This is a genomic window from Pseudomonas sp. N040 (genome assembly GCF_015637705.1).
Taxonomy (GTDB): domain Bacteria; phylum Pseudomonadota; class Gammaproteobacteria; order Pseudomonadales; family Pseudomonadaceae; genus Aquipseudomonas.
The window spans coordinates 121,919-148,430 of record NZ_JADOBE010000010.1 but is presented as its reverse complement, the minus strand read 5'-3'; the positions used below and the strand labels follow the sequence as shown (position 1 = coordinate 148,430).

Annotated in this window: 20 protein-coding genes and 1 tRNA gene; 5 read left to right on the top strand and 16 right to left on the bottom strand. The window is 62.3% G+C overall.

Translation table 11 applies throughout. The features are described from left to right. Positions 1 to 110 precede the first annotated feature (110 nt). Positions 111 to 1,133 (top strand): AraC family transcriptional regulator GliR, encoded by a 1,023-nt coding sequence (gliR, locus tag ISX93_RS15115; RefSeq protein WP_195779596.1) that lies wholly within the window; start codon positions 111 to 113, stop codon positions 1,131 to 1,133. 112 nt (positions 1,134 to 1,245) lie between these two features. On the opposite strand, the gene ISX93_RS15110 is transcribed toward gliR, so the two are convergent. Both ISX93_RS15110 and moaB read right to left on the bottom strand, forming a co-directional pair. Further along, positions 1,246 to 2,463 (bottom strand): molybdopterin molybdotransferase MoeA, encoded by a 1,218-nt coding sequence (locus ISX93_RS15110; protein ID WP_229732231.1) that lies wholly within the window; start codon positions 2,461 to 2,463, stop codon positions 1,246 to 1,248. A gap of 3 nt (positions 2,464 to 2,466) precedes the next feature. After that, a complete protein-coding gene (moaB, locus tag ISX93_RS15105; RefSeq protein WP_195779594.1) occupies positions 2,467 to 3,006 on the bottom strand; it encodes a molybdenum cofactor biosynthesis protein B in 540 nt (179 codons plus the stop codon). Between the two features lie 81 nt (positions 3,007 to 3,087). Here moaB and mobA point away from each other — a divergent pair, with 81 nt between their 5' ends. Both mobA and ISX93_RS15095 read left to right on the top strand, forming a co-directional pair. Beyond that, positions 3,088 to 3,696, top strand: a complete 609-nt coding sequence (gene mobA, locus ISX93_RS15100; protein WP_195779593.1) for a molybdenum cofactor guanylyltransferase MobA — start codon at positions 3,088 to 3,090, stop codon at positions 3,694 to 3,696. Positions 3,697 to 3,944: 248 nt separating this feature from the next. After that, positions 3,945 to 4,021: transfer RNA gene (locus ISX93_RS15095), tRNA-Pro, on the top strand. A 307-nt stretch (positions 4,022 to 4,328) separates the two neighbouring features. On the opposite strand, the gene ISX93_RS15090 is transcribed toward ISX93_RS15095, so the two are convergent. From ISX93_RS15090 to ISX93_RS15050, 9 genes are all read right to left on the bottom strand, one after another. Then, positions 4,329 to 7,499 (bottom strand): type I restriction endonuclease subunit R, encoded by a 3,171-nt coding sequence (locus ISX93_RS15090; RefSeq protein WP_195779592.1) that lies wholly within the window; start codon positions 7,497 to 7,499, stop codon positions 4,329 to 4,331. Continuing rightward, positions 7,496 to 7,651, bottom strand: coding sequence for a hypothetical protein (locus ISX93_RS15085; RefSeq protein ID WP_219841034.1), 156 nt, complete (start codon positions 7,649 to 7,651; stop codon positions 7,496 to 7,498). The genes ISX93_RS15090 and ISX93_RS15085 overlap by 4 nt, the downstream gene beginning before the upstream one ends. Continuing rightward, the gene (locus ISX93_RS15080) at positions 7,648 to 8,244 is read right to left on the bottom strand and encodes a nucleotidyltransferase domain-containing protein (RefSeq protein WP_195779591.1); all 597 of its coding nucleotides are present in this window, start codon (positions 8,242 to 8,244) and stop codon (positions 7,648 to 7,650) included. The genes ISX93_RS15085 and ISX93_RS15080 overlap by 4 nt, the downstream gene beginning before the upstream one ends. 163 nt (positions 8,245 to 8,407) lie before the next feature. Beyond that, positions 8,408 to 9,718: an McrC family protein gene (locus ISX93_RS15075; protein WP_195779590.1), complete on the bottom strand. Its 1,311-nt coding sequence runs from the start codon at positions 9,716 to 9,718 to the stop codon at positions 8,408 to 8,410. A gap of 5 nt (positions 9,719 to 9,723) precedes the next feature. Continuing rightward, on the bottom strand, positions 9,724 to 13,143 hold the full coding sequence (locus tag ISX93_RS17185; protein ID WP_229732230.1) for an McrB family protein: 3,420 nt from the start codon (positions 13,141 to 13,143) through the stop codon (positions 9,724 to 9,726). Then, positions 13,140 to 14,495, bottom strand: coding sequence for a restriction endonuclease subunit S (locus tag ISX93_RS15065; protein WP_195779589.1), 1,356 nt, complete (start codon positions 14,493 to 14,495; stop codon positions 13,140 to 13,142). Before ISX93_RS15065 ends, ISX93_RS17185 begins: the two co-directional genes overlap by 4 nt. Continuing rightward, positions 14,485 to 16,464: a class I SAM-dependent DNA methyltransferase gene (locus ISX93_RS15060; RefSeq protein WP_195779588.1), complete on the bottom strand. Its 1,980-nt coding sequence runs from the start codon at positions 16,462 to 16,464 to the stop codon at positions 14,485 to 14,487. Before ISX93_RS15060 ends, ISX93_RS15065 begins: the two co-directional genes overlap by 11 nt. A 132-nt stretch (positions 16,465 to 16,596) precedes the next feature. Further along, complete coding sequence (locus ISX93_RS15055) at positions 16,597 to 16,947, bottom strand: hypothetical protein (RefSeq protein ID WP_229732229.1); 351 nt, start codon at positions 16,945 to 16,947, stop codon at positions 16,597 to 16,599. A gap of 2 nt (positions 16,948 to 16,949) precedes the next feature. Further along, on the bottom strand, positions 16,950 to 17,249 hold the full coding sequence (locus ISX93_RS15050) for a hypothetical protein (protein ID WP_308705345.1): 300 nt from the start codon (positions 17,247 to 17,249) through the stop codon (positions 16,950 to 16,952). 118 nt (positions 17,250 to 17,367) lie between these two features. Between ISX93_RS15050 and ISX93_RS15045 the strand changes: the two genes are divergently transcribed. Then, a complete protein-coding gene (locus ISX93_RS15045) occupies positions 17,368 to 18,240 on the top strand; it encodes a helix-turn-helix transcriptional regulator (protein ID WP_195779587.1) in 873 nt (290 codons plus the stop codon). Between the two features lie 138 nt (positions 18,241 to 18,378). Here the strand turns inward: ISX93_RS15045 and ISX93_RS15040 are convergent, their stop codons facing one another. The 5 genes from ISX93_RS15040 to ISX93_RS15020 form a co-directional block, all read right to left on the bottom strand. Further along, positions 18,379 to 18,531, bottom strand: a complete 153-nt coding sequence (locus ISX93_RS15040; protein WP_195779586.1) for a hypothetical protein — start codon at positions 18,529 to 18,531, stop codon at positions 18,379 to 18,381. Further along, complete coding sequence (locus ISX93_RS15035; RefSeq protein ID WP_195779585.1) at positions 18,528 to 19,145, bottom strand: transporter substrate-binding domain-containing protein; 618 nt, start codon at positions 19,143 to 19,145, stop codon at positions 18,528 to 18,530. Before ISX93_RS15035 ends, ISX93_RS15040 begins: the two co-directional genes overlap by 4 nt. Positions 19,146 to 19,461: 316 nt before the next feature. Next, positions 19,462 to 21,399, bottom strand: a complete 1,938-nt coding sequence (locus tag ISX93_RS15030; protein ID WP_195779584.1) for a DUF3604 domain-containing protein — start codon at positions 21,397 to 21,399, stop codon at positions 19,462 to 19,464. A gap of 43 nt (positions 21,400 to 21,442) precedes the next feature. Continuing rightward, positions 21,443 to 22,438, bottom strand: a complete 996-nt coding sequence (locus tag ISX93_RS15025) for a HupE/UreJ family protein (RefSeq protein WP_195779583.1) — start codon at positions 22,436 to 22,438, stop codon at positions 21,443 to 21,445. Next, the gene (locus tag ISX93_RS15020) at positions 22,435 to 23,286 is read right to left on the bottom strand and encodes a peptidyl-prolyl cis-trans isomerase (RefSeq protein WP_195779582.1); all 852 of its coding nucleotides are present in this window, start codon (positions 23,284 to 23,286) and stop codon (positions 22,435 to 22,437) included. The genes ISX93_RS15025 and ISX93_RS15020 overlap by 4 nt, the downstream gene beginning before the upstream one ends. 525 nt (positions 23,287 to 23,811) lie before the next feature. Between ISX93_RS15020 and ISX93_RS15015 the strand changes: the two genes are divergently transcribed. Next, positions 23,812 to 26,406 (top strand): helix-turn-helix transcriptional regulator, encoded by a 2,595-nt coding sequence (locus tag ISX93_RS15015; RefSeq protein ID WP_229732228.1) that lies wholly within the window; start codon positions 23,812 to 23,814, stop codon positions 26,404 to 26,406. Positions 26,407 to 26,512: the final 106 nt, after the last annotated feature.

The following is a 26,512-nucleotide window of genomic DNA, read 5'->3' as shown; positions in this document are numbered from 1 at the left end:
TATTCCGATCACCAATGACCGCCGCCTATACTAGCCGCCCGCAACACGGCGTCACTGTCGAATCATGCCAGCCGCTGTGGCCAATCACGCCAGCCCAACCCAGAACGCCCATGGATAGCCTCGGCTTCATCTCCGTACCCGCCCTGCTCACCTACCTGCGTCAGGCCGAACAGCTGGGGCTGGATAGCCGCGTGGTGCTGGCAGCCATCGGCCTCAGCCCGGCCGACGTGGCCGACAACGGCAAGCGCCTGTCTTCGATCGTGCTGGAGCGGCTGCTCGCCTACTTGCTGAAAAACACCACGGACCGGCTGGTCGGCCTGCATGCGGCACGCTTTGTCCAGCCCGGCACCTGGAGCGTACTCGGCTACATCACCATGAACTGCGCCACCCTCGGCGAGGCCATGAGCCGCATCGTGCCCTACGAAAAGCTGGTGGGTGACATGGGCGTCAGCCGCATCGAGAGCGATGGCGGGCAGATCCGGCTGATCTGGAACTGCCGCCATCGCGACAGCGAACTGCGCCGGCAGATGGTCGAGCACGTGCTGGCTTCATGGCTGCTGTATGCGCGCTGGATCGCCGATACCGAGCTGTCACCGCAAGAGGTCTGGTTCGAGCACGCCCAGCCGGACGGCACCGAGCTCGCCGAGTACCGGCAGCTGTTTGGCTGCCCGGTCAGATTTGCACAACCGTGCAGTGCCCTGGTCACCCTGCCCGAACACCTGCAGATCCCGCTGCGCCAGGCCGACGCCAACCTGCTGCGCACCCTCGAAGAACACGCGCTGGCGCTGATGGCCGGCATCAATGACGACGAACCGCTGCCGGTCCGGGTGAAGAACGCCCTGCGCCTGCTGCTCAAGGACGGCCTGCCGCGCAAGGAACGGGTGGCCGAAAAGTTCCACATGACCGAGCGCACGCTGCAGCGCCACCTGCAGCAGGCCGGCACCAGCTACCAGGAAATCCTCGACGAACTGCGCCAGGAACTGGCCGAGCACTACCTGCTGCGCAGCGACCTGCCGATCCAGGACATCGCCAGCTACCTGGGCTTCAGCGAAGCACGCTCGTTTCACCGCAGCTTCAAAGGCTGGACCGGCATGACGCCCGGCGAGTACCGCGAACGGCACAAGGCTGGCTGATCAGCGACACAGCAGAAATATGCCTGTAGGAGCCAGCTTGCTGGCGATCGCCTGCGCAGCGAAATCGCCAGCAAGCTGGCTCCTACGGCTGGCCTGCTCTCGTCACTGGCGCTCAGCCCAGCAACTCACTGAACGGGATAAAGCGCACGGCCTCGCCCTCGCTCAGCGTGCTGTGCTCGCGCACCTCGACCAGCCCGTCGGCCCAGGCCGCGCTGCGCAGCACGCCGGAGCTCTGGTTCGGGTAGAGCACGGCGCGGCCGGACTGCACCTGCGCGCGCAGGTACTCGCGGCGGCTGCCCGGCTTGCTCCAGGCAAACCCGGCGGGCACGCTGAAACCCAGCGGCTCGACTTGCCGCACCCCCATCCGGCGCAGGATATAGGGGCGTGCCAGCAGGCCGAAGGTCACCAGCGTGGAGGCCGGATTTCCCGGCAGGCCGAGTACCGGCACCCCGCGGAAATGGCCGAAGGTCAGCGGCTTGCCGGGCTTGATCGCCAGTTTCCACAGCGCCAGCTCGCCTTCCTCGCGCAGTGCTGCGCCAAGAAAGTCGGCCTCGCCGACCGATACCCCGCCAGTCGACAGAATCAGCTCGGCGTCGTGCAAACCGGCCAGGGCCGCGCGGGTGGCCGCCAGGTCGTCCGCCAGGATGCCGGCGTCCAGCACCTCGCAGCCCAGGCGCTGCAGCCAGCCGATCAGCAGCTGTCGGTTGCTGTTGTAGATCTGCCCCGGCCCCAGCGTCCGGCCCGGCTCGACCAGCTCGTCGCCGGTGGACAGCACCGCCACCCGCAGGCCCCGGCGCACGGTCACCGCGGCCACCCCGAGACTGGCGACCAGGCCCAGTTCGAGCGGTGTCAGGCGGGTGCCCGCCTCCAGTACCACCTCGCCGCGGCGGGTTTCCTGGCCCTGCGGACGTACGTGCTGGCGCGCCTTCAGCGGCTGCAGAAAACGCACCCTGCCATCGGCCAGCAACTCGACGTTCTCCTGCATTTCCACGCAATCGGCGCCGGCCGGCAACGGCGCGCCGGTGAAGATCCGCGCACAGCTGCCGACGGCCAGCGGCTCCGGCGCGCTGCCGGCAAGAATCCGCTGGCTGACCGGCAAGGGTTCGCCCTGCCAGTCGGCCAGGCGCAGCGCGTAACCATCCATGGCGCTGTTGTCCCAGGGCGGCAGATCCAGGCCGGCAACCAGTGTTTCAGCCAGTACCCGGCCATCCGTCGCTGCCAGCGGCAGGCGTTCGGACGCCTCCAGCGGCGCGCCATCCGCCAGGGCCAGCAGGCGCTGCAGGGCCTCTTCGACCGGCATCAGGCCCGCTTGTGCGCAACCGTCATCCATCGCTCAACCCCGGCTCGGACAGGCGGCAACAGCCTTCAGGTGCGGCACGAAATTGCACGGCCGATGACGCGCATCCAGCTGCTCGGCGAGGATGCCGTCCCAGGCGGTGCGGCAGGCATTGGTCGAGCCCGGCAGGCAACAGACCAGGGTGCCGTTGGCCAGTCCGGCCAGCGCGCGCGACTGGATGGTCGAGGTGCCGATATCGGCCACGGAAATCTGCCGGAACAGCTCGCCGAAACCCTCCACCTGTTTGTCCAGCAGGCAGGCCACCGCTTCCGGCGTGCTGTCGCGGCCGGTAAAGCCGGTGCCGCCGGTGATGATCACCACCTGCACGGCGTCCTCGGCGATCCAGCCCGCCACCTGGGCCCGAATCCGGTAGAGGTCATCCTTGAGCAGCACCCGGGCAGCCAGCTGGTGCCCGGCCGCGCTCAGCCGATCGACCAGCAGCTGGCCGGAGGTATCGGTTTCGAAACTGCGGGTATCGCTGACCGTCAGCACGGCGATTGCCAGCGGAACGAAAGGGGAGTCTTCCTTGTGGCCCATCACGGCCTCCTGTTGAGATGACAATTTGACAGGCCGGTGTTATATCACAGGCCCTTTTGCCCGCCATGACGCAGAACACGGATGCCGCACACTCCCCTTCCGCCCTGCTCGATCCTGCTGCTCGCCGGCGGGCGCGGCCAGCGCATGGGCGGCGCCGACAAGGGCCTGCTGGAATGGCGCGGCAAGCCGCTGATCGCCTGGCTGCACGAGCAGGTGCGCCCGCTCAGCGACGACCTGATCATCTCCTGCAACCGCAACCAGGCCCGCTATGCGCCCTATGCCGACCAGCTGGTGAGCGATGCCGAAGGCGATTTTCCCGGCCCGCTGGCCGGCATCCGCGCCGGCCTGGCGTGCGCCCGGCACCCCTACCTGCTGGTCTTGCCCTGCGATGCCCCGCTGCTCGACCGTGAACTGCTGCAGCGCCTGCTGCAGGCTGCCGGCGAGCGCGCCGTGCTGCTGCGCCAGGGTGACCAGTGGCAACCGCTGTTCAGCCTGTGGCCACGCGCCCTGCGCGGGCAACTGGACAGCGCCTGGCACGCCGGCCAGCGCAGCCCGCTGGGCTTCCTGCGCAGCAGCGGTGCACTGACTCTGGACTGCGCGGCGGACGACCCCCGACTGAGCAACCTGAACACCCCGCAACTGCTCGAGCAGGCCGCGCAGGACCGCCCGCAGCCGGGCAAAGATGCCTGACGCCGGCAAAATGGTTCTGTCTGCGTGATTGGTTGAACGTGCTTTTCCCCGCGCGGGGTGGGCGTAGGGTGTAGGGTGGGCTTCAGCCCAGCAATGCCAGACACCTTGTTGCGGTGGGCTAAAGCCCACCCTACGCCCACCCTGCAAAACCACTTGTGCGAGCCAGCCCATAACCGGCACAGCGGCAAAAATAATCCCGCCAAGTGCTTGTGCCGCCGCACTTTTTGAGTAGAATTCCGGCCAGATTTCGGAGCGTAGCGCAGCTTGGTAGCGCGTCTCGTTCGGGACGAGAAGGTCGCAGGTTCGAATCCTGTCGCTCCGACCAATTCCCGCTTTGCAGCAGTCCAAACCTGCCGGCAAACCACCCGACAAAGCCCGCCCCGTGCGGGCTTTGTCGTTTCCGGCGCAGCGTTGACAGGGCGCACGGCCAAACCAAAAGCTCTGTCCGTGTCACGGGTTGAATACTCGGTTGTCGCAGGCCGGGCGTAGGGTGGGCTTCAGCCCACCAAAAGCAGCGTTGCAATTGAGCGGCAGGTTGGCAGCGGTGGGCCAAGGCCCACCCTACGGATGATGGTTGGCGCGTGCGCCACCCGTTGCTCTTCAAACAGCGAACCCTGCACCCTGGTCATCCGTTACATCCACGCCTCACACAAGGTTTCAGCCTGATCCAGCACCAGCTGGGCGGCCTCTTCCTGCTGATCGGGCGGGTATTTGTATTTGCGCAATATGCGCTTGACCAGCAGCCTGAGCCTGGCGCGCACGCTGTCGCGGCTGCTCCAGTCGACGCTGACGTTCTGGCGCAGACTCTCGGTCAGTTCGTGGGCAATCTTGGCCAGAGTCTCATCACCCAGTTCACGCACCGAGGCTTCGTTATTGGCCAGGGCATCGTAGAAGGCCAGTTCGTCATCGTTCAGGCCCAGAGCGTCGCCTCGCTTGCTGGCCGCGGCGAACTTCTTGGCCATCTCGATCAGCTCTTCGATCACCTGGGCGGTTTCGATGGAGCGGTTCTGGTAACGCTTGATCACGTTGTCGAGCAATTCGGAGAACTTCTTCTCCTGCGCCAGGTTGCTGGCGAACTTGCTCTTGATCTCCCCCTCCAGCAGGCGTTCCAACAGCTCCACCGCCAGGTTCTTCTCCGGCAGGTTGCGTATTTCGGCGAGGAAGTCTTCATCCAGCAGGCCGATGTTGGGTTTGTCCAGCCCGACAGCCTGGAACACATCCACCACCTCGCCGGACACCACCGCATTACCGATGATCTGGCGGATGGCCAGCTCGCGCTCTTCGTTGGTCTTCTTCTGCGCGCTGACTTCACGCTTGATCAGGATGACCTTGATCGCCTGAAAGAACGCCACCTCCTCCCGCACCGCCTTGGCTTCATCCAGGGTGCAGCACAGGGTGAAGGCCTTGCTCATGGCCAGGGCATTGTCGGCAAAGCGCTTCTTGCCGTCCTTCTCGCCCAGCACATGGTTGGCAGCGCCGGCCAGCAGCTTGTGGCCACCGGTGAGGAAATCGCTGAAGTCGAAGCCATGCAACAGGCTGCGCAATACATCGAGCTTTTCTTCCAGCAGTGCATAGGCCTCATGGGCATCCACTGTGGGCCGACCCCGTCCCTTGCTCGCGGTGTACTCCCTGAGCGCAGCCTTCAGCTCATTGGCGATGCCGATGTAATCCACCACCAGACCGCCCTGCTTGTCCTTGAACACGCGGTTCACCCGGGCGATGGCCTGCATCAGGTTGTGGCCTTTCATCGGCTTGTCGACATACAGGGTATGCACGCACGGCGCATCGAAGCCGGTCAGCCACATGTCCCGCACAATCACCATTTTCAGAGGGTCTTGCGGGTCCTTGAAGCGCTTCTCCAGGCGCTTCTTCACCTGGCTGCTGTAGATATGCGGCCGCAACAGCGCCTTGTCTGAGGCACTGCCGGTCATCACCACCTTGATCGCGCCCTTCTCAGGGTCTTCGTCATGCCAGTCCGGGCGTTGCGCGATGATTTCGTTGTACAGATGCACGCAGATCTCGCGGCTCATGGCCACCACCATGGCCTTGCCGTTCTGGGCCTGGTTGCGTTCCTCAAAGTGCTCCACCAAATCCCTGGCCACGCTCTGTATCCGCGGCTCGGCACCGACCACTTTCTCCAACGCGGCCCAGCGGCTCTTCAACCGGGACTGCTCGCCGTCTTCCTCGTCTTCCGCCAGCTCATCGACTTCTTCGTCAATGTGCGCCAGCTCGCTGTCTTTCAGCGACAGCTTGGCCAGCCGCGACTCGTAGTAGATGGCCACGGTGGCGCCATCTTCCTTGGCCTGCTGCATGTCGTAGACGTGGATGTAGTCACCGAACACCGCACGCGTATCGCGGTCTTCGCTCGACACCGGCGTACCGGTAAAGGCCACGAAGGTGGCATTGGGCAAGGCATCGCGCAGGTGCTGGGCGTAGCCGACCTGATAGCGCGCGCTGCTCTCGGCGGCATGCACATAAGCGCCAGGCGCCAGCTTGCTGGCAGTGCTCTGGTCCGGCGCAGGATCGCCAGCAAGCTGGCTCCTGCCAGGGGCTTTCAGTTGGGCACTGAACCCATACTGGGTGCGGTGCGCCTCATCGGCAATTACGACGATATTCGAGCGATCCGACAGCACCGGAAAACTGTCCTCATCCTCGCCCGGCATGAACTTCTGGATGGTGGCAAACACAATCCCGCCGCTCGGACGATTGGCCAGCTTGGCGCGCAAGTCACCCCGCGAGTCCACCTGCACCGGCTGCTCGCGCAACAGGTCCTGCGCCAGGGAAAACACGCCAAACAACTGGCCATCCAGATCATTGCGGTCGGTAATCACCACAATGGTCGGGTTCTCCATCGCCGCTTCCTGCATCACCCGCGCAGCAAAGCAGGTCATGGTGATGCTCTTGCCCGAGCCCTGGGTGTGCCACACCACCCCGCCCTTGTGCGTGCCACCCGGGCGCGAGGCTTTCACCACCTGCTGAATCGCCGCGCGGACGGCATGAAACTGGTGGTAGCCGGCAATCTTCTTGAGCAACCGGCCGTCATCCTCAAACAGCACGAAGTAGCGCAGGTAATCCAGCAACAGTGCCGGCGCCATCACGCCGCGCAGCAGGGTTTCCAGCTCATTGAACTCGCCCAGGGGGTCAATCTGCAGGCCATCGATGGTGCGCCAGTTCATATAGCGCTCGGCATCGGCCGACAACGAACCCATGCGCGCATCGCTGCCATCGGAAATCACCAGGATCTGGTTGTACTGGAACACATCCGGGATCTGCTCCTTGTACGTCTGGATCTGGTCAAATGCCTTCCAGATATTGGCATGCACATCGGCCGGGTTCTTCAGCTCCAGCAGCACCAGCGGCAAGCCGTTGACGAACAGGATGATGTCTGGCCGACGCGTATGCTTTGGCCCCTGAATGCTGAACTGGTTGACCGCCAGCCAGTCATTGGCCGCCACATCGGCCCAGTCGATCAGCCGAACGAAATCGCCGCGGGTTTCGCCGTCCTTCTGGTACTGCACCGGCACGCCGCCGACCAGCAGGCGATGGAACAGCCGGTTGGCCGAGAGCTGCACCGGCATTCCCAAATCGACGACCTGCTTCAGCGCATCCTCGCGCGCCGCCAGCGGCACCAGCGGATTGAGCCGGGCAATGGCGCTGCGCAAACGCTCCACCAGCAACACCTGGCGATAGTTTTCGCGCTCGGGGCTGCTGCCATCAAAGGCAATATCAGGGCCGTAGACATGGGTATAACCCAGCTCAGCGAGCCATCCGAGTGCTTCCTGTTCCAGCTGGTCTTCGGTCATCGCCACAATTCCGCTTTATTGGCTTGCAGCCAGTCCAGTACCAGCCGGGCATCGCTCAGGCTGCGCTGTGCCGCCTCCAGCAAGCGCCGGATGCTGGCGGGGTCCGGTTCGATGGCCTCCAGCGACAGGCCCAGCAGATTCTCCAATGTCATCCCTGCCCCCCCAATTCCAGCAGTAACGCTGCATTGCCCAGCACAAACAGCTGCGGCTTGCTCAGCAGATCCCGCACGAAAGCCGCCTGCCCCGCAACCAGCGCCTGCCATTCGCGGACGCTGTAGACCTTCGGATTGATCTCGCGCTGCAGCTCAGCCTGCGACGGGTACAGGTGCGTCACTACTTCGCCAAACCCGCAGTCGCCGATGACCATCAGGTCGATGTCGCTACCGCTGGTTGCCTTGCTACTGGCCATCGAGCCGAAGACGAAGGCAACCTGCACTTTCCCGGCGATGGGCAGCAGCGCTTCACGCAGTACATCCGCCAGGCCGCTGGTCTTGCGCAGAATGCCGGCCAGCTCCTGGTAAATCGGACACGCCTGATTGGCCGCATACAGCACCTGATTACCCTGACGCTCCTTGAGCAACAGGCCTGCCTCGGCGAGCTTGTTCAGCTCGCGCGTCAGGGTGCCGGGTTGCGTACCCGTCAGGCGGGAAATCTCGCGCAGGTGGTAGCGCGCTTCGGGATGCAAGAGCAGCAAGCCCAGCACCTTGCGGCGGTATTCGTTGAACAGCAGCGCAGCCAGTGACATGTGGCCCCCAATATCGTTGCTTTAATAGCAACATTTGTAGCCTATAAGGCAACATCTGAAAAGCTGACCCGTCTGCTTTGGCTGTGAATCTTTGCAGGGAAGTACTTTGTTCCGAACCTTGTTCCACACTTTCTTCCGAACTCGGGGGGCATTTTGCATTGGTTCATGCGCCCACCTGCAGACAGGTAACGGCCATACCGGATGAGCAGATCGGCAACGAGGTGAGTTCAACATCGACTAAACACTCCCGCTCCAGATCAAAAGGCAACACACGCAAAGTCAGCCCCCCACCAAAATCGAACAAGGGCAAAGCAACCTGGAACGGTGCCCAGCGTGGATAAATCAAGACCAGCTCGCCCATCCCGCCCAGATACTTATGTCCATAAGCAAACAGTTGGTAGAAGTCGGCCTGGCTCAAGCCGTACTTATTCTCCCGATCCGCGGCATCCAGACGCTTCCACTTGGTATCCAGTACCCAACGCTGCCCCATGTGCTCCACCAGCATGTCCGGCTCCAGACGGAACATCGGCTTGAGCTCCTGCCTGCAAAGGGAGTAACGCGAAGCCTGGGGAGTGAGTTCTGCCGCAGCTACCAGGCTCCGCCCGAGCCAGCGCTCGACATATTTCTCGAACAGCTTTTCCATCGGGAACAACAGGCTCATGCCCTGCCACTGGCCAGCCACCGCTATCGGCATTTGCTGGTTGAGGATCAACTCGCACCAGGGTTTGATCGGCTGGTAATGCGCCATCAGCCGGTCACGACTCCAGGCACGAAAATCGGCTGGCACCTGCCGGCTCGCAGGGATCTCCGCGAGCATGGACCGCAGTTCGTTGGCCAAACGCCAGTTGCCGGCATCCTGGGTTGTCTTGGCCACCTGTTCCAAAGCCAATTTGAGCAGGCGATTCTCAGCCCGATCCGGCAAAAACAGATCGTGGCGAATCTGGAAGTGATGCTGCCGCCCCGGTGGCTGGCGCATCTGCGCCACTACATTGAGTTGCCCGCGCAGGAAGCGCTGCTCTTCCTCCACACGCTGATAATCGAAACGTACGCCGCGCTTGATCAGGTGATCCAGTTCAGCCAGAAACTGCCCCATTACCCACTCGGTCAAAGGGGCATCGAATAGCTCCAGGCCTGTCACCGTTGCCTGCCGAGGCTTGAGCGACAAGGCTGCCTGAATCATCTTGCGCAGCAGCGACCTGCTCTGTTTTACGCAATCGCCCTGTTCAAAATGCTTGGGCAAGATTTCCAACCGGGTACCACAAGGGGTTTCGATTACCCCCCCATAGCTGTCCCACTTCAATGAACGCCGCCCCTCCACTTGCAGCAAGGTGGCACCGCTGCGATTGAACCGGGCACTCAGCTCGCACAGCCACTCGAAGGCGCTGACAGATACCTGCGCCAAATCCAGCGAAGACTCAACCGGCTCAGTGGTAAGCCGGGCATATTCGCGAATGGTGATCAGCGGCCGGTTCAAGAGGCTCAGCCCAGGATATTGCGGTAGCTGTCGATGGAAACAAATGCCGCGTCATTCAACGCCCAGCGCTGGTCATTGAGCTTGCCGGCCACCTCGTTGCCAAACAGCGCGGCCACGTTCTGCTCGCTCTCGGGGCGCCGCAAGAACGGCACGCTGGCATTGTCCTTCGCTCGCTGATCGTTCAGTACCCAGGCGATACGCTCCCAATCCTCAAAGAAATACTCCTGCAGCAACGGCATGATCTGGTTGCGGAAGATGGCTCCCAGGAGCTCCAGGCTTGGATCGGTTTTGAGCGGGATAAAGTAGGCATGCCCCAGGCAGTGATCGCGATCCAGCAGCACCTCGATGCGCTGGTTCATCACACCCAGAAGCTGACCGATGTTTACGCCTTCGATCACGATTTCATCCAGCAGATCGGGTCTGGGTGGCATCTCCACAAAAGTGAAGCGCCGACGCAGGGCGATATCCAAGCCCGCCAGCGAGCGGTCAGCGGTGTTCATCGTACCCAGCAGGTAAAGGTTGGCCGGCACACTGAAGGGTTTCTTCGAGTACGGCAGCATGACTTCAAGTGCCTCAAGCTGGCCGGCGCGCTTGGACGGTTCGATGAGCGTGATCAGCTCACCAAATATCCGCGATACGCTGCCACGGTTGATTTCATCAATAATCAACACAAATTTATCGCGCTGCGATGCCGGGATGGCACTCGGCTGATACTCCGGCAAACCGCACTCCTTGCGCAGATAGCCCAACATGCCGTCCACATACGAGGAGTTGTAGATACCCTCCTTGCTACCGGTTTGGTAGAGCTTGCGCACCAGTTCCATATTGCCGGTATAACCGTTTTTCAGCTCTTCGTTGCTTTTCGGGAAGACCAGAAAGGTCAAACCGCCCGCATACTCGACCTCGAAAATCTTGCCTTTACTGGTACTCAGCGTCAGCCGGCCATCATTGGCTTCCAGCTGCTCTGACAGAACCTTCAGTGCCTGATCGAAGGGGTCATCCACGGCTGGCCGCCCCAGACTTGCCCGCTCACACAATTTCTTGAATAACCCGGATTCCACACGGTAATGCAGCGCCCCATCCAGGGTTTCGGCGCGCAAGCCCTCGACAAAATCCTCATAGCTGAAACTCTGGTGGAAGGTACAAAACACCACCTGACCATTCTCTATGTAGCGTTTGAAGGCAGTCGTCAGCTCTTCGCGCTGCACGTCTGGTTTTGCGACAAGCGCCGGATCGAGGATTTTCAGAGCACGGTCAATGGTTGCATAGGTCTTGCCGGTACCCGGCGGACCAAAAAGGATCTGGTTCAGCGGAATAGTTGTATCCGGTAACTCGACTGGGTCCACGCCTGGCCCTCCTTGCAATGCTTCCAGCAATTGCCACATGGCAATGTTGTTCGGTAGCACGGTATTCATGTCCAGCCCGGCCATGTCCATGCAACGGATGATCTGCGCATTTAGCCCGCACCAGCCTTCATCGAGGCTGGTTACCGGCAACTGAAACTGCGCCGCCAAACCGCGAAGGAGCAGCTGACAATCCTCCGTCTTCAGCAATGAGGTGAACTGGTCAGGTGCAATGGCCGCGAATACGCGATTGATCATCGCCGGGCGGTTCATTTTGAACTGTCCGCTCTCAACCCCCTGCCGCCAGCGCTGCATGACTTGCTCATGCGTTTGTCCGGTTGGCGATGCCAGAATGCCTTGCGTCAGCTCGGTGATCGTGACCTGCTGCGCACTCAATTCAGCGCGTGAAAGCACGCCCTGCTTCAAGCTCGACACGCCGTTGTCACGATCCAGCCACAAGCGCTGCAAAGCCATCGTATCCAATCCAACTTGCCCGTTGCGCAACCCCCTGGCCAGCTCGGTAATCTCTTCATAGCGCCCCAACCATTCAGGTCGGGACTCCACAGGTGAGGCCTTGCTCCATTCCACATATTGCCGAAGACTGTGCCTGCCCTCTCCTGCCTGCCAGAGCTGCTCCAGCTGCACGGCCAGCGCCGGCTTGATCTCGACACCGGAGCTTTGCGGATTCCAGCGTTGATCGGGTAGCGCCTTGTTCAAAAGCACCATGGGCAACAGGCCGCTGGCGCAGTCCGGGCGGTGCTCTACGATGCGGAATCGAATGTAGTTGCGAGTCTTGACCGGGTCTTTCCAATCAGGGGCGTCATGCGCGCCTTCGGTTACCAGGCCCCGGGCAACAATGCCACGCGGCTCCTTGCCCAGACGAACCAGATAAACCACATCGCCTGGCTGCGGCTGCCTGGAGTGGCAGTTCCAGTCCACCTCGTCGCCGAGGGCTACGCCCGCATCACCCCCGAGTTTGAAATGCTCGGGATTCCAGGTCAGCAGGTAGGCAGGCTTTACTGATTGGGTATTTACATCCGCCAGATAACCAAGCTCCAGCAGCGCCCTGTTTTGCGGGTTACCATCGGAAAGCTTCCCGGCGAAATGGCGTAAATCTGTTTGCATGGAGCGTTCAGCAGTGTCTTTTTTCTGCCGACCTTTAAACTCATTCTGGAAGTCGGCAATACAAGCAATCCCCGCCTCGTCGGCATGGCGACGCATCAGCTTGAGGTTGACGCTGGCTTCTGCAGTATCCGCATCACGCCCGGCAAGCCGGACATGGGTTATCAGGCCGCTACCCCAAGGTGCAGGCTCTCCAAACGTCAGGGTGACTGGCACAAAAACCTTTCGGCTTTCCCCCGCGTCATCTTCCTTTTTGGGCGCTAACCCAGCCTCCTCGCTATACAGCCCGCGCATAAATCCATAAGTACTCAAACCGGGGACTGCCTCGCATGCTTTCAGATAGTAATCACGCAATAACAGCATGCGTGCTACAGGCTGACGGAAAGGAGGGACATCCGCTTCAGAACAGCCCAATGTGACGAGAAAGTGGGCCAGGTGCGCCGAGGATGAAATCGGCAAGGTTTCTGATGGGTTGTAGCAGGACAACAGCCTTAGTTTGCGGCCTTCTCCAACAGTAACCAGCGGATCAACCCCGGCGCGTTGGTAAATTTGCGCATCATCATCAACCCAGCGCAAATCCTCCCCCGGATCTGCTGCTGCAATAGTGCTCTGCACTTTGAGCGTGTACCTCAGTGCATCTTCGTCGCTCCAGCCATCAAAGTTCTTGATCCGGTAGAGGCTGCCATCCTTGCGGTAATAAAGGATATGCCCACGCGACGTGCCTGGCATGTAGCGCCCCAACACCGGTGTAAGACCGACCTCCAGCCACCAACAGAACGACCGGTCGCCTTTGCCGACGCAGTACTCATCCAGCGCCAGCTGATTGATGCGCTCAAGCGGAAAGGCCTCGATAAACTCGCGGTAGAGCGGTGTGCTTTCGCTGTGTTGCTGCGCGGCTGCACCCTGCGCCTGCAGATGTTCAATCAGTCTGGAGAAATTGGCATTGGTGCTGAGGCTCATAGCGCCTCCTGAATAAGGGCTTCTGCCTCCGGCAGGCGCAATTGGCCGGAGATTAGGCGGGGTAATAGGGTGTCGCGGAGTTGGGTGAGGGTTTGGGCTTGCTGATGGTTAGCCGTAATTGATTTCTGAATTGGCATGACAAGATCAGAAAATGCATTTGCCACTGACTCTGTAGGAATCGCCAAAAAGAAACGCCCTAGCACATCATTTTGGATTCGCTGCCGCCCGCTGGTGCCGGACATGCTTTGAATAGCGAACTCACGAAACGCCTTATGTCGAGCCAACAGATAACCGTGGTACTCGGGCAAAGGTGATTTAGGACGAAGCACTAAAAACTCTGTTGAGCCCCAACCATTTTGGCCATCACCTAGGAAGTCAACAAATGCAGACTTGCCGTTCTCTAAGCAAGGCGTGATGCGTGCCAGTAGGGTATCGCCATTAGTGAACTTGGCTCCCGATCCCATCTCGCGCTGAATGTATGCATCCGAGCAGTGCCCACAGGTAGGAGCACTGGACATATCCAGATAAGGAGCAACTTCACCTTTTTTTAATTTACGCGACGGATTCATCTCATAGGCATCAGCCAAGGCGGCCCAGCTCCACCCCTTCGGCACCAAGCCCAGTTCGGAGTCTTCGAAGCTGTCGGGGAACAGGGCGGCGGTGGGGGCGTCCATGGCTTGGGGTTCGAGGCCTGCGGCCTTGGCGCGCACGGGGTCGAAATCGACGAACCAGGATTTGAACAGCGCCTGGGCGATGGCTTCCAGGGTGGCGTTGGTTTCGCGTAGCAGGGTGATGCGGTCGTTTATGGAATCAAGAAAACTATAAATTGCTGACTGCTCCGATGGAGGAGGCAATTTGAAAGTGAAGTTTTCAACAGCATCCTTAGTCAACATCACCACCGTTGTTCCCTTGGCGGAAGCTACAATTTGCTCACGATAGCTGGGCGACTTCATGACCCAATACAAGAAGCGGTTGTCAACCGAAGAAGTATTTATAACCTTATACAAATTCGTTGCAGCAATAACCGCATTTCCCGGTAAGCCGCTAGGAATTATGGCCGGGCACCCAATAACGACTCTATTCTGAGTTACGTCACGAGTTGCGATGACTAGATCACCAACTCCCAGAGAGTGTTGAGCACCAAAAGACCCTGTATATCTTTTCAATCCAGCTCTTTTAAAAGGCTCATCTGGTGAAACGCAGCCCATAGTGACGAGTGAATTCCCATCATCAGAAATTAACTCCCCCTTATAAGACAGACCTCCCCGCAAGCTGATCAAATCGCCAAGGCGCACATTTTTCCAATCAGAAGGTAGCGGCTGTTCACCAACCTTAGAAAAATCAAAACTCATACCCCAGCCCCCCGAGCCTCTGCCGGATTAACTGATCGAGTTCTGACCCCCTGGCCATCTGTTCGCCAAACTGGGTGGTGAGCTTTTGCATCTTGTCGGCAAAGGCTTCGTCGTCATCCTCGACCTCTTCGGCTCCGACATAGCGGCCCGGCGTCAGGACATGGCCGTGTTCGGCGATTTCGCTGAGTGTGACGCTGCGGCAAAAGCCGGGGATGTCCTGGTAGTCGTGGAGACCTCCGCCCACGGTCGCTCCCGGCATCCTGCCTCCCGCGACACTGGCACTTCCCTGTGCGGCGTCCAGCGGTTCGCCGCGCCAGTTGGCGACGGTCTGGGCGATGCGTTCGATGTCGCTGTCGAGCAGTTCGATCTGCACGCGGCTGACATTGGTGCCGAGTTTGCGGGCGTCGATAAACAGCACTTCGCCGGGGCGGGCGACTTTCTGTTTGGTCAGGAACCACAGGCAGGCGGGTATCTGGGTGTTGAAGAACAGCTGGCCGGGCAGCGCCACCATCACTTCCACCACGTCGGCCTCGACCATGGCGCGGCGGATGTCGCCTTCGCTGTTCTGGCTGGAGCTCATCGAGCCGTTGGCCAGCACAATGCCGGCGCGGCCGCTGGGTTTGAGGTGGTAGAGCATGTGCTGCAGCCAGGCGTAGTTGGCATTGCCTTGCGGCGGGCTGCCATACACCCAGCGCGGGTCGCCTTCCAGGCTGCCGTGCCACCAGTCGCTGACATTGAACGGCGGGTTGGCCAGCACGAAGTCGGCACGCAGGTCGGCATGCTGGTTGCGGATAAAGGTGTCGGCCGGCTCTTTGCCGAGGTTGAAGTCGATGCCACGAATGGCCAGGTTCATCGCCGCCAGGCGCCAGGTAGTGGGGTTGGACTCCTGACCGTAGATGGACACATCGCCGAGCTTGCCGCCGTGGGCCTCGATAAACTTCTCGGACTGCACAAACATGCCGCCCGAGCCGCAGCACGGGTCATAGACCTTGCCGTGGTGCGGGTTGAGCACCGCCACCAGGGTCTTGACGATGCTGGCCGGCGTGTAGAACTGCCCGCCCTTCTTGCCTTCGGCGCTGGCGAACTGGCCGAGGAAGTATTCGTAGACCTGGCCGAGCAGGTCACGGGCCTTGTTGGCGTCGGTGCCAAAGCCGATGGTGGAGATCAGGTCCACCAGCTCGCCGAGCTTGCCGTCCGGCAACTGGGCGCGGGCGTAGCGCTTGTCGAGGATGTTCTTCAGGCGCGGGTTTTCCGCTTCGATGGCGCTCAGTGCGTCGTCGATGCGCTTGCCGATATCCACCTGCTTGGCGGCGGCGCGCAGCGACTCCCAACGAGCCACGGCCGGCACCCAGAACACGTTGACCTCTTTGTAGTAGTCGCGGTCTTCCAGCTCGGCATTGATCAGCTCGGGGTCATCGCTGCCCAGGTAGTAGTCGTCGTTCTCGTCGGTCAGCTTGCGCTCCAGTTCGATACGGCGACCGGCGAAGCTGTCGGAGATGTACTTGAGGAAGATCAGGCCGAGCACGATGTGCTTGTACTCGGCAGCGTCCATGTTGGCGCGCAGCTTATCGGCGGTGGCCCAGAGGGTTTTCTGCAGGTCTTGCAGGGTGCTGCTGGCCTGCTGTTTGGCCGGGCTGCGCACGCTGGCGGCGGCTTCGGCCAGGTAAGTACCGGAGACTTCGGCGACTGCTACCTGTTCACGGCGCGCACGGGCGGCAGTCAAGGTCTGCTGCGCCAGGTTGCGGGCGCCATCTTCCACCTGCGTGCGCAGCACCGCGCCGCCACGCCCACGGCCCTTGGCCAGCTCGCCGGCTGCAATCAGCCCATCCCGCACAGCCCAGAATTCGTCATCGGTCAGCTGGGGAAACTGGCTGCGCAGCTGTGCTTGCAGGGACTGGTTGCCAATGCTGCTGCCATCAGCCGGCACGGCAGCCAGCAAGGCCGCGCGCAACAGGGTTGTATCAGTCATCCATCACTCCAAAGCCCGGCAGCGCTGGTGCGGGGCAAATCATTCAAATTCATCAGCTTGCAGGTGCAGGCAGTCACAGTAGCCATGTCCCGAGCACGGGTAAAGCGCAGCTAACACATTGAGGCATAAAGGCTATTCATCCCACTGGCCATCGTTGTCCAGATCCCGGTCGATGCCGCCTTGATCCTGGTCCCAGACGTTGTCGTTATCCAGGTCGCGGTCGATACCACCCTTGTCGTGATCCCAGCTGCCGTCGTTGTCGATATCGCGGTCGATGCCGCCGGCGCCATGATCCCAGCTGCCATCGTTGTCCAGATCGCGGTCAATCCCGCCCTTGTCGTAATCCCAGCTGCCGTCATTGTCGGTGTCGCGGTCGATGCCGCCCTTGCCGTAGTCCCACACGCCATCGTTATCGAGATCGCGGTCGGCGGCCTGCGCCGCGCTGGTCAGGAGCAGTGTCGCCAGCAGCAGTGTCTTCAACATGGTCATGCCCTCGGGGAACCGGTGATGGTGGCCTGCTCGTGCAATTCATCCAGCAATAGCGCCATCAGCCGGGTCTTGCGCTGCAACTGCTGGACATGCTCGCGCTCCGCACGCAGGGCCGACATGATTGCGCGGTGTTCCTGCTGCAGTGCGCGGTGCCGCTCGCAGCAGCGCTCATTCTGCCTGAGCAGTTCGGCATTGGCCTGCCTGAGGCTGCCTAGCCGCAGCCCGGCAACCCGCAGCGCAATGCCCGCCAGCAGGGCCGTGGCGGAAACCATCCAGAACGTCTCGAACTCATTCACTGCTTCGCTTCTCACTGGCCGCACAGGCTTGCTGTAAGGCTGCAGAATATGTAGCGTGACTAGACGCATCTAGAGTGTTTACGCGTACAGGTAAAGTTTTCAAGCAGATGGAGGCGGGATGAAACGACAGCAATCGATTGAACAGGTGCGCTGGGATCTGGCTTTGCGCTACCGCCTGATCGAGACGGTGGCCTGGTGGGAAGGCCGCCTGACCACCAATCACCTGATGCAGAGCTTCGGCATCAGCCGGCAGCAGGCGTCGAAGGACATCAACAGCTACATCAACGAATATGCCCCCAGAAACCTTACATATGACAAGTACCTGAAGGGCTATGTGCCGAGCAAGCTGTTCCAGCCACTGTTCATCGATGACAGCGCCAGCGCCTATCTGCACCTGCTCAACCAGAACCACGAGCGCGCGCCGCACATCGACGGCCTGGCCCTGGCCTATGCCCACACCGAGGTGCTGCAGGTGCCGGACCGCTCGGTGCGCCCGCAGGTGTTGCGCCCGCTGCTCAAGGCCTGCCGCGAGGGCCTGCGCCTGGAAACCGAGTACGTGTCGTTTGCCACGCCGGTTTCCGAGATTCGCCTGATTGCGCCGCACACGCTGGTGTATACCGGCATGCGCTGGCATGTGCGCGCCTATTGCGAGAAGAACAGGGCCTACCGCGACTTTGTGCTGAGCCGCTTTCGCGGGGTGCCCGAGGTGCTGGATGCGTCGGCCAATGATCGCGCGGCCGATGCGGCGTGGAACACCCGGGTGGAGGTCATCATCGAGCCCGACCAGCGCCTCAACCCCGAGCAGAAAGCCATCATCGAGACCGACTACGGCATGCGCAACGGCCAGCTGAGCGTGCCGAGCCGTGGCGCGCTGGTGCAGTACGTGCTGCAGCGCTTCCAGATCGACGCGAACAAGGTCGAAACCAAGGCCAGTGCGCAACAGATCGTGGTGGCCAACCTGGATGCCCTGCAACCCTGGCTGTACCACTGACAAGGCTACCCGCCGGGAACCCCGGCGCGCCGATGGTCGCCTCGCGGCAACAGGTGCTGTCCGGTTGAATTGGCAGGGCGGGTGCAACCCGCGCGGCCACAGCGGGTTGCACCCGCCCTACACCAGCACTGCGCAGGCCTAAACGTAGCGCAGCGAGTCAAGCAAGTAGCTTTTCGGCTCGGGCAGCCTGCATCCATGCCGTCCTCGCCAGCAAGCTGGCTCCTGCAAAAGTTTGCCGAACAGCCCGTGCGGCTGTCCGGCGAGGATGATTTCAAAACGGTAGTTTTTCATGGCATGAATGCCGTTGCCGGATTGAGAGCTCTTGCCTTGAAATCGTTTTCAACTTCCAGCTTTATTTTGTCTATCCGGCCTGTTGCTTTCATTTTCTTGAGGATTGGATTGAGACTCTCCACGACAGGTCGATATTTCACCGCGAGAACATGGTAAAGCTCAAACGATAAAACTGGCTTGTCGCTGACCAACAAGCTGTCTGCAATCCCCAGACCAGTAGCCTCCGCCAAGACTATTTCGCGATCACCTAAAAATACATCCGTCCGGTCATGCGTTAACTGCAATAGCCCTGACGCAGTGTTATTGGCCGGATGTAAGTTCATTTTTTTATTCTTTTCGATCCCTATTGAGCCTCTTTGGTGGCTAACACGGTAGGTTCCATCGCTTATTTTTCCGAGGTCGATTGCCTTGATTCGCTTGTCTGCGAACGCATAAACATCCCATGTGGATATGCGTTCCGGCACGATCATCACACTACTATCCAGGATGCCAGTCGTGTCCGATGCGCAAACATAGCCATCAACTTCCCCTTTGCCAGCCAAATAGATGGCGCGTGCTCCCGGCATTTCTTCAATGTTTATGCTCACGCCAATCTGCTCGTAGGCTTCGCGCATGACCCTGACGCAAACCTCCGAGGTAGCGTTTTTTATGTGGTAGGTGGCGATCCTTAATGGTCGTTCTGCAGCGACAGCACTGACCGGCCCGCATGGCCCAAGCATGCAGAGTACTGCACAGAAAAACACTGTCCTGATGCTGTCGACGTGGCTCATTGATTACTTATAGGTGGCGGCGCTGAGCGCTGCTGATGAAGACATGTATTTTTGGCATTACTGAAAGGGTGAAAACCTTTGTGCTATCTCACGACACTCGTGAGCGACAGAGGGAGCCCGACGAGCGGCCTCTGGCCGCCCGCCCGACTCCTCGGGTGCCTCAGCCTTGCGGGCCGTACCAGATCGGCGAGGTCCAGGCACGCTCCTGTACCGTGGCCGGGGCGTTGTCCGGGTGCGGCTTGCCGATCGCGTTGGCGTCGTGCTGGCTCCAGCGGCATACCGGGTTCTCCAGTACGCGGGCGTAGTAGAAGGCCGACTGACTGGCGTCGAAGTCCGGGTCGGTCCAGGTGGTCGCCAGTTCGGCGGCGCCCTTGTCGGCGGAGATCGAGCAGTCGCTCAGGTTGACCCTGGCACCGTTGTTCGGGCACAGGTGGGTCTGGGCATCCGGCTGCAGGCCATCAGAGCAGACCACGTCGTAGACCTGCTCATGGCTCTGGCCATCGGCCAGCCAGCCCTTGACGATCTGGATCTTCTGCAGCGGTGCCGAGTTGGCATCACGCATGGCCTGCACCAGCAGGCGCGGGGCCTGCCCCGGCGCGGCCGCAGCAAGGTCGCCGCCCATGGGCACGCCCTGGGCGTAGGCGGTCTTGAGCATGTCGGCCTGCTGGTGCAGGTCGCTCGGGTAGTCGAAGCCGGCGAACAGCCGTACGCGCACGCGGGTGCCGCTGGTGGCGAAGGTTTCCTTGGCCTTCATCGCATCGAACAGCGCCTCGCGGGTGTTCTCCGGCGCCCAGATGCCGGCCAGGCCGCCCGGGTTGAGCTTGATCAGCGGGAAGCCGAGCACATCGGAAACCATGTTGGTTTCGTAGCCGAGGCGGTATTCAGCGGTCGAATCGGGTTCGCCGCCGTGGCCCTTCCAGGTGTTTTCCTCGGTATCGCCGGGAGTGCCGTTATGCGTATCGGTGGAGCCGATGAAGCCGACCTTGTAGGGGTTGAAGCCCCACTTCTGCTGCTCGACCAGGCCCTTCTTGAGTACCTGGCGGAAACTGTCGTTGGGTCCGACGCAACGCGGCGCGTGCTGGCCGGTCTGCGGGTCGACCTTGAGCTGTTCCTCGGTACAGGCCGGCCAGAGGTTCTCGAAGGCGCACTGCTCGTCGTTGTTGCCAACCCCGGCGGCGCACTCGGAACCACCCTTGATCTGGAAGATCTCCACCAGGCTCTCGTACTTGGCGCGCAGCAGCAGGTTGTCACGGGTCAGCGGCGTGGCGTCGCTGTTGCTGTCGCCGTACATCAGGCCCCAGGACCAGTTCGGGTTGTGCGGGATCGCCAGTGCCTGGCACTCGCCCTGGCAACGGTTGTCCAGCCAGCGCAGCAGGTCCTCGGCAAAACCGTCGAGGGCGCTGAAGGCGCTGTCCGGCACTTCACTGCCGCGGAAGATCACGTTGCGATGGACCATGCCGCTCTGGTTCAGCGTCGGGCTGAATTCATAGCCGATGAAGGTGGTGAACTTGCCCGGCTGGTAATACTCGTTGGCCGCGGCCTGGATGTCCTGCCAGATCTCCTTGGCCGAGGTCTTGCAGAAGATCCCGCTAGCCCCACAGACCCCTTCGTTGTACTGCCCGGTGTGCTGGCCTTCCTGTTGCAGCGACTTGACCAGCCGGCCGAACATGATTTTCAGCTTGAAGCGCAGGCCGTAACAAGCGATCGCACGGTAGTTCTCACTGTCCGGGTTCTGGCATTGCTCCAGCATGCCGAAAGCTTCGGAGTGGTCGGTCACCGCCGCGAAGTCCAGCGGCACCTTGAGCCGTTGCTTGAGCTCGCTGCCCGGCATTGACACTTCCGCGCCCTGGGCGAAGCGATAGGCTGCGCGCGGGTCGTTCTCCGAGTGATTCTGGAACACGAAGGCATCCATGGAGTAGCTGGTATGCAGGTGCAGTTCGCCGAAGTAGGCATTCTTCAGCGGATTGACCGGCGGGTGCTCATAGGCTTGCGCCGGTGCCTTGGCGGTCTCGACCGGCTTGCTCGTGGGGGTGCTGCAGGAGGCAATCACCGCCAGTATGGCGGCTATGCCCAGCGTCCACAGTGACAGTACCTTCATTTTGTTTTTCATCAGGGCTTCGCTCGTGTTGTAGCTGAAAGTGTCATACGGCCTGCCAACCCAGCAGCAGGCTCATGCGTTGCAGAAACCAGAATCCGGCCAGCGAGCCAGCCGCATACAGCGGCAGCTGCTGCAGCCATTGCGGCCAGCGGCGCTGTAGCCGGCGCAGCAGCGCCAGTACGGCCAGCACCACGGTGACGAACAGCAGTTGGCCGGCCTCGACGCCGAGGTTGAACAGTAGCAGCGCCAGCGGGATGTCACCCTGCGGCAGGCCGACCTCGCTCAGCGCGCCGGCAAAACCCAGGCCGTGCAGCAGACCGAAGCTGAAGGCCACCAGCCAGGGCCTGCGGCTGGCCAGGTCCTGCCCGGCCGGGCGGCGCAGCTCGCAGGCGAGGAACAGGATCGACAGCGCGATGCAGGCCTCCACCGGCGCGCCGGGTACCTGCACATAGCCGAGGGTAGCCGCGGCCAGGGTGATGCTGTGGGCCACGGTGAAGGCGGTGATGGTCTTGACCAGCGCCAGCGGCGCGCGCACCAGCAGGATCAGGCAGAAGACGAACAGCAGATGGTCGAGGCCGCCGAGGATGTGCTCGACGCCCAGGCCGAAGTAGCCGCCGATATCCACCGCCTGCGGTTGCTCGCGCTGCAGCTGCACCTGCGGCTCGGCCGGCGAGGCGATGCGGGTCAGGCTGTGGCCATCCAGGTACTGCACGCGCACCAGCGCGTTGATCAGGCTCGCCGGCATGCCGTCGAAGCGGATCAGTGCGTCGCGCAAGCCGTCGCTGCAGCGCAGGCGGCTGTCGCTGACCTGCGAGCTGGCGGTCATCCGCGGCGGCGCACTGCGCAACACCTGGCAATCGGCCGGAAACTGCGGACTGATCGCCAGCGCCGCGCCGCCCTGCACGGCCGGCACGCGCCAGCTGGCAGTGAACTCCCCGGGCTGCTGCTCGACCAGCAGCAGCGAGGCCGGCAGGCTTTCGTGGGCCAGCAGGCCGCGGCTGCCGAGCAGCAACAGCAGCACCAGCAGCGTGCGGATCATGGCGCGGCAGCCTCGGCCAGCGGCTCGATATGGATCTGGTAGCGACTGCGCAGCGCCGCGTAGGCGGCGTCACGCGCCTCCTGCTGGCGCTGGGCGGTCAGCTCGGCGGCCACCTTGTCACGGATGGTCGCGTATTCCAGCAACTGCGCCGGTTCGTGGCGCTCGACCCGCACCAGATGCACACCGAAGGGCGAGCGCAACGGCGCGCTCCACTGGCCGACCGGCAATTCAAACAGCTGCGCGGCGAACGCTGCGCCGAACTCGCGGGCGGCCATTGCCTGCGACTGCGCAACGAAGTGCTCGGGCAGCATCAGGCGCTCGCCGCTCACGCTGGCCTGCGGGTCGGCGCGCAGTTGCGCCAGCGCCTGTTCGGCCGCCGCGGGGTCCTTGAAGTAAAGCTGGCGAAAGCTCAGTTCGGCCGGCGCGCCAAAGCGCTCGGGGTGCGCTTTGTAGAAGGCCAGCACTTCGTCTTCAGTGGGCAATGGCACATCCGACTGGGCGAGGAACTCCATCTTCTGCACCAGGCGCCGCCGCACGATCACGTCGTCGGTCTGCAGGCCGCTGGCCAGCGCCTCGCGGTACAGCACCTCCTCGCGTATCTGCTGCTGCACCAGATCTTGCAGTTCCTCGGCAGTCGCCGGTTTGCCCCACTGCTTTTGCGCCATGGCGGCGAGGCGCTGCCAATCCTGCGCATCGATGTCGATGCGGGTCGCGGCGGCCTCGACGCCGAAGCGGGCATTCACCACGAAGATCAGCGCACCAAGGACGATGAACTGCAGGAACGGCTCGCCCAGCAGGCGGCGCAGCCAGGCGTGCCGGCGAACGGGGGCGGATTGGTGGGCGGTCATGTCCAGCAGGGTCTCCAGGCGGGCTTGCGCGCGCGGCGAGGGTAGTAAATCAGGCCGGCAATTATTCACCAGCCGGCCGCGCACTACTTGTGATTTCGGCTCAGCGCAATGCGCATTACCGCTAACAGGCACATAGAGTCCCAGTCTGCGACCGTCCGAGCTATCGGAAATCCGCAAATCGTAAATCCGCAAAGCAGCAATTCCCGCAAGACGCTCGGTCTTGCTGCAGGACCACGAAATCTGCAAGGCAGAGCAGGCCGATACAACGCCTCGCAGCGTTCGGGGCCAGCCTGTAAAGGTGCACCGCGCGACGGCTGTCTGGACTTCACGACCCTGGCGATGGCCAAATGGCTAGTATTCCGGTGCGGCGAAGCAGGCGCGCCATGACCCGCACAAGAACATCCAGCGATGCTTTGTCGTCAGCTGGAGACAGCCCATCCGTTGAGAGCAATGCACTTGAGCCTAGTGAGCACAGAGCCTGGCCTGGTCCTGAAAGCGACACCACCGCGACTGCATAAATCCGCCATGCTGCGTAACCGCCTGAGCCTGAACGCGACCCGGCTGACCGACAAGGCTGTGCTGGTTTTGCAGGCGCCGGCCGGCTTCGGCAAGACCCAGCTGCTGGCGCAATGGCGCCGCGAGTGGCTGGCACAGGGCGGCGTGGTGGTCTGGTTGAGTCTCGACGAGCAAGACGTGCCCTCGCGCCTGGCTCAAGGTCTGGCCGTAGCCAAGGCCGTCGGCAGTGGCCGGCCGGTGATAGCCCAGGGCGCTCCCCAGCGCCTCAGTCAGGAAGCCGACGAGCTGGGCGAGCTGACCAGCTGGCTGGCAGAAATCGCCGATCTGGGCGCCGAGACCCTGCTGATCCTTGATGATGTGCATCACCTGCCCGACACCACGCTGCGCCATTCCCTGCCCTACCTGCTGCGCAATGCCCCAGCCAATCTGCACATTGCCCTGGCTTCGCGCGGGCGGTTCGGCCAGTCCACGCCGAAGCTGCTGATCCATGGCCAGTTTCGCTCGATCAGCAGCGAGGAGCTGCGCTTTACCCTGGACGAAACCCTTGCCCTGCTCGCCGCACGTTTCGACCAGCGCCTGGAGCTGGATGACCGGGTGCGCCTGCATGAAATCACCGAGGGCTGGCCGCTGGGACTGCAGCTGGCAATTTCCGCGCTCGAGCATGCTACGGACCTGCATGCGGCCACCCGCGAACTGGGCTCCAGCGGGGGTAACCTGCAACAACATCTGGTCGACTCGCTGCTGGCCCGCCTTTCGCCACAACAAACCGACTTCCTCACGCGCATCTCGCTGTTCGAGATGATTCATCCAGAGCTCTGTCTCGCCCTGTTGGGTGATGCGCGCGCACCAGCCTGGTTGCAGGAGCTGCTGAACAGCACCCCGATCCTGATCGAGAGCGTCGACAGTGACTGGTTGCGTATCCATCCGCTGGCACAGGAACTGCTTCGCCAACGCTTCGCCGCGCTGCCCGACAGCGAGCGGCGGGTCTTGCACCAGCGCGCCGCCGATTGGCTCGCGGCCCACGACCTCCGCGAGGCCGCCGCGCAACAGGCGCTGCTCGCCGGGCAAACCGATCAAGCCTATGCCCTGGCTGAGAGCTGCCTGTACGAACTCATGCTGCGCGGCCACCTGGCACGGGTGCTGGACTGGGTGAAGCAGCTGCCAAGCGCAGAAGTCGAACGCCGCCCGCGCCTGCGCCTGGCCGTGGCCTGGTCGCTGGCCAGCAGCGAACTGCAGGCCGAAGCGCTGCGCCTGGCCGAGCAAATTGGCGGCGACCCCCAGGCGTCCGACGAGCAGCACTGCGAAGCCGCGGCCATTGCCGCGACTGCTGCCTTATTCGCCGACCAGCCGGATCGCTCGTTGAGCATCATCGGCCCATGGCTGCAGAAACCCCCGCCACGCTCAAGCAACCTGCAGGCGGTGATGACCAATCACCGTGCCCGCCTGGCCCTGAGCGAGGGGCAGCCAGAGCTGACCCGCCACTATTGCCAGCAGGCGCAGCGCAGCTCCGGCGGCCTGGCTATGGATATCATGTCCGGCCACCGCGAATGGATTATCGGCCTGTCTTATTTCTGGGAAGGACAGATGCTCAGTGCCGAACGGGTGCTGCGCGCCAGCCTGAGCAAAGCCGACCAGGAACTCGGTCGGCGCAGCGGCATCGCCGTGCTGCTCGCCACCGCCCTGGCCAGCGTACTGCTCGAGCGTGACGCCCTGGAGGAGGCTGGCACCATCCTGGCCAACCGCATGGACGTGCTGGCGCACCTGGCCGCACCCGAAGGCATCATGCTCGGCCACCTCACTGCGGCACGCCTCGCCGCGCTGCAGGGGCAGGCCCACCGTGCGCATGACCTGCTCAATGAGCTGTTCGCCCTGGGTGAAACCCGGCAGATGCCACGCCTGTCGATTGCTTCGCTGGCCGAGCAGATTCGTCTGCACGCCCTGCGCGGCCATAGCGAAACCTGTCAGTCCCTGTGGCTGCGCCTGGAACGCCGGCTGCCCGACTTCGTCCGCCAGGAACAGGGCCTGCTGGGGCCGGAACTGGCCCTCTACGCACAACTGGCACAGGCCTATGCTGCGGTTGCCAGGGAGGCCTGGCGGGACCTATTGCCGCCGCTCGAACAGGCGGCCCGCCTGGCGGAGCAACTGCGCCGCGGGCGTGAGTCGGTGCAGGTGAAATTGTTGCAGGCACTCGCCCGCCAGCGGCTGGGTGAAGATGGCCTGCCACTGCTGCGCGAGGCCCTCAGCCTGGCCGCCGAACTCGGCCTGCAACGCGTGCTGGTCGATACCCACCCGCAGTTGTCCGCCTGGGCGGCACAGGCTGCAACAGCCGGCCCTGCGCCGCAAGCAGCCACTGGCGAGCCTCCGCGGGCACCGCGGGTAACCGCCTCGGCGAGTGTTTCGCCAAGTCGGATGCTCACCCCCAAGGAGCGCGAAATCCTGCAATTGCTGACGCAAAACCTGTCGAACAAGCAGATCGCCCAGGCGCTCGACGTCGGTGAAGAAACCGTGAAGTGGCACATGAAGAATCTGCTCAGCAAATTCCAGGCCGGCAACCGCAAGCATCTGGTCGACCGCGCCTACCTGCTGGGCATCCTGCAGCCATAGTCCCGGCTTTTAGCCCCCCCCCTACCCCCCCCTCGCGCATCAGCTCCCCCCTCGTCACAGGGGTGGGGAAATGGTGCGCTCGCCATATTCTGGCGGCCCATCCAGC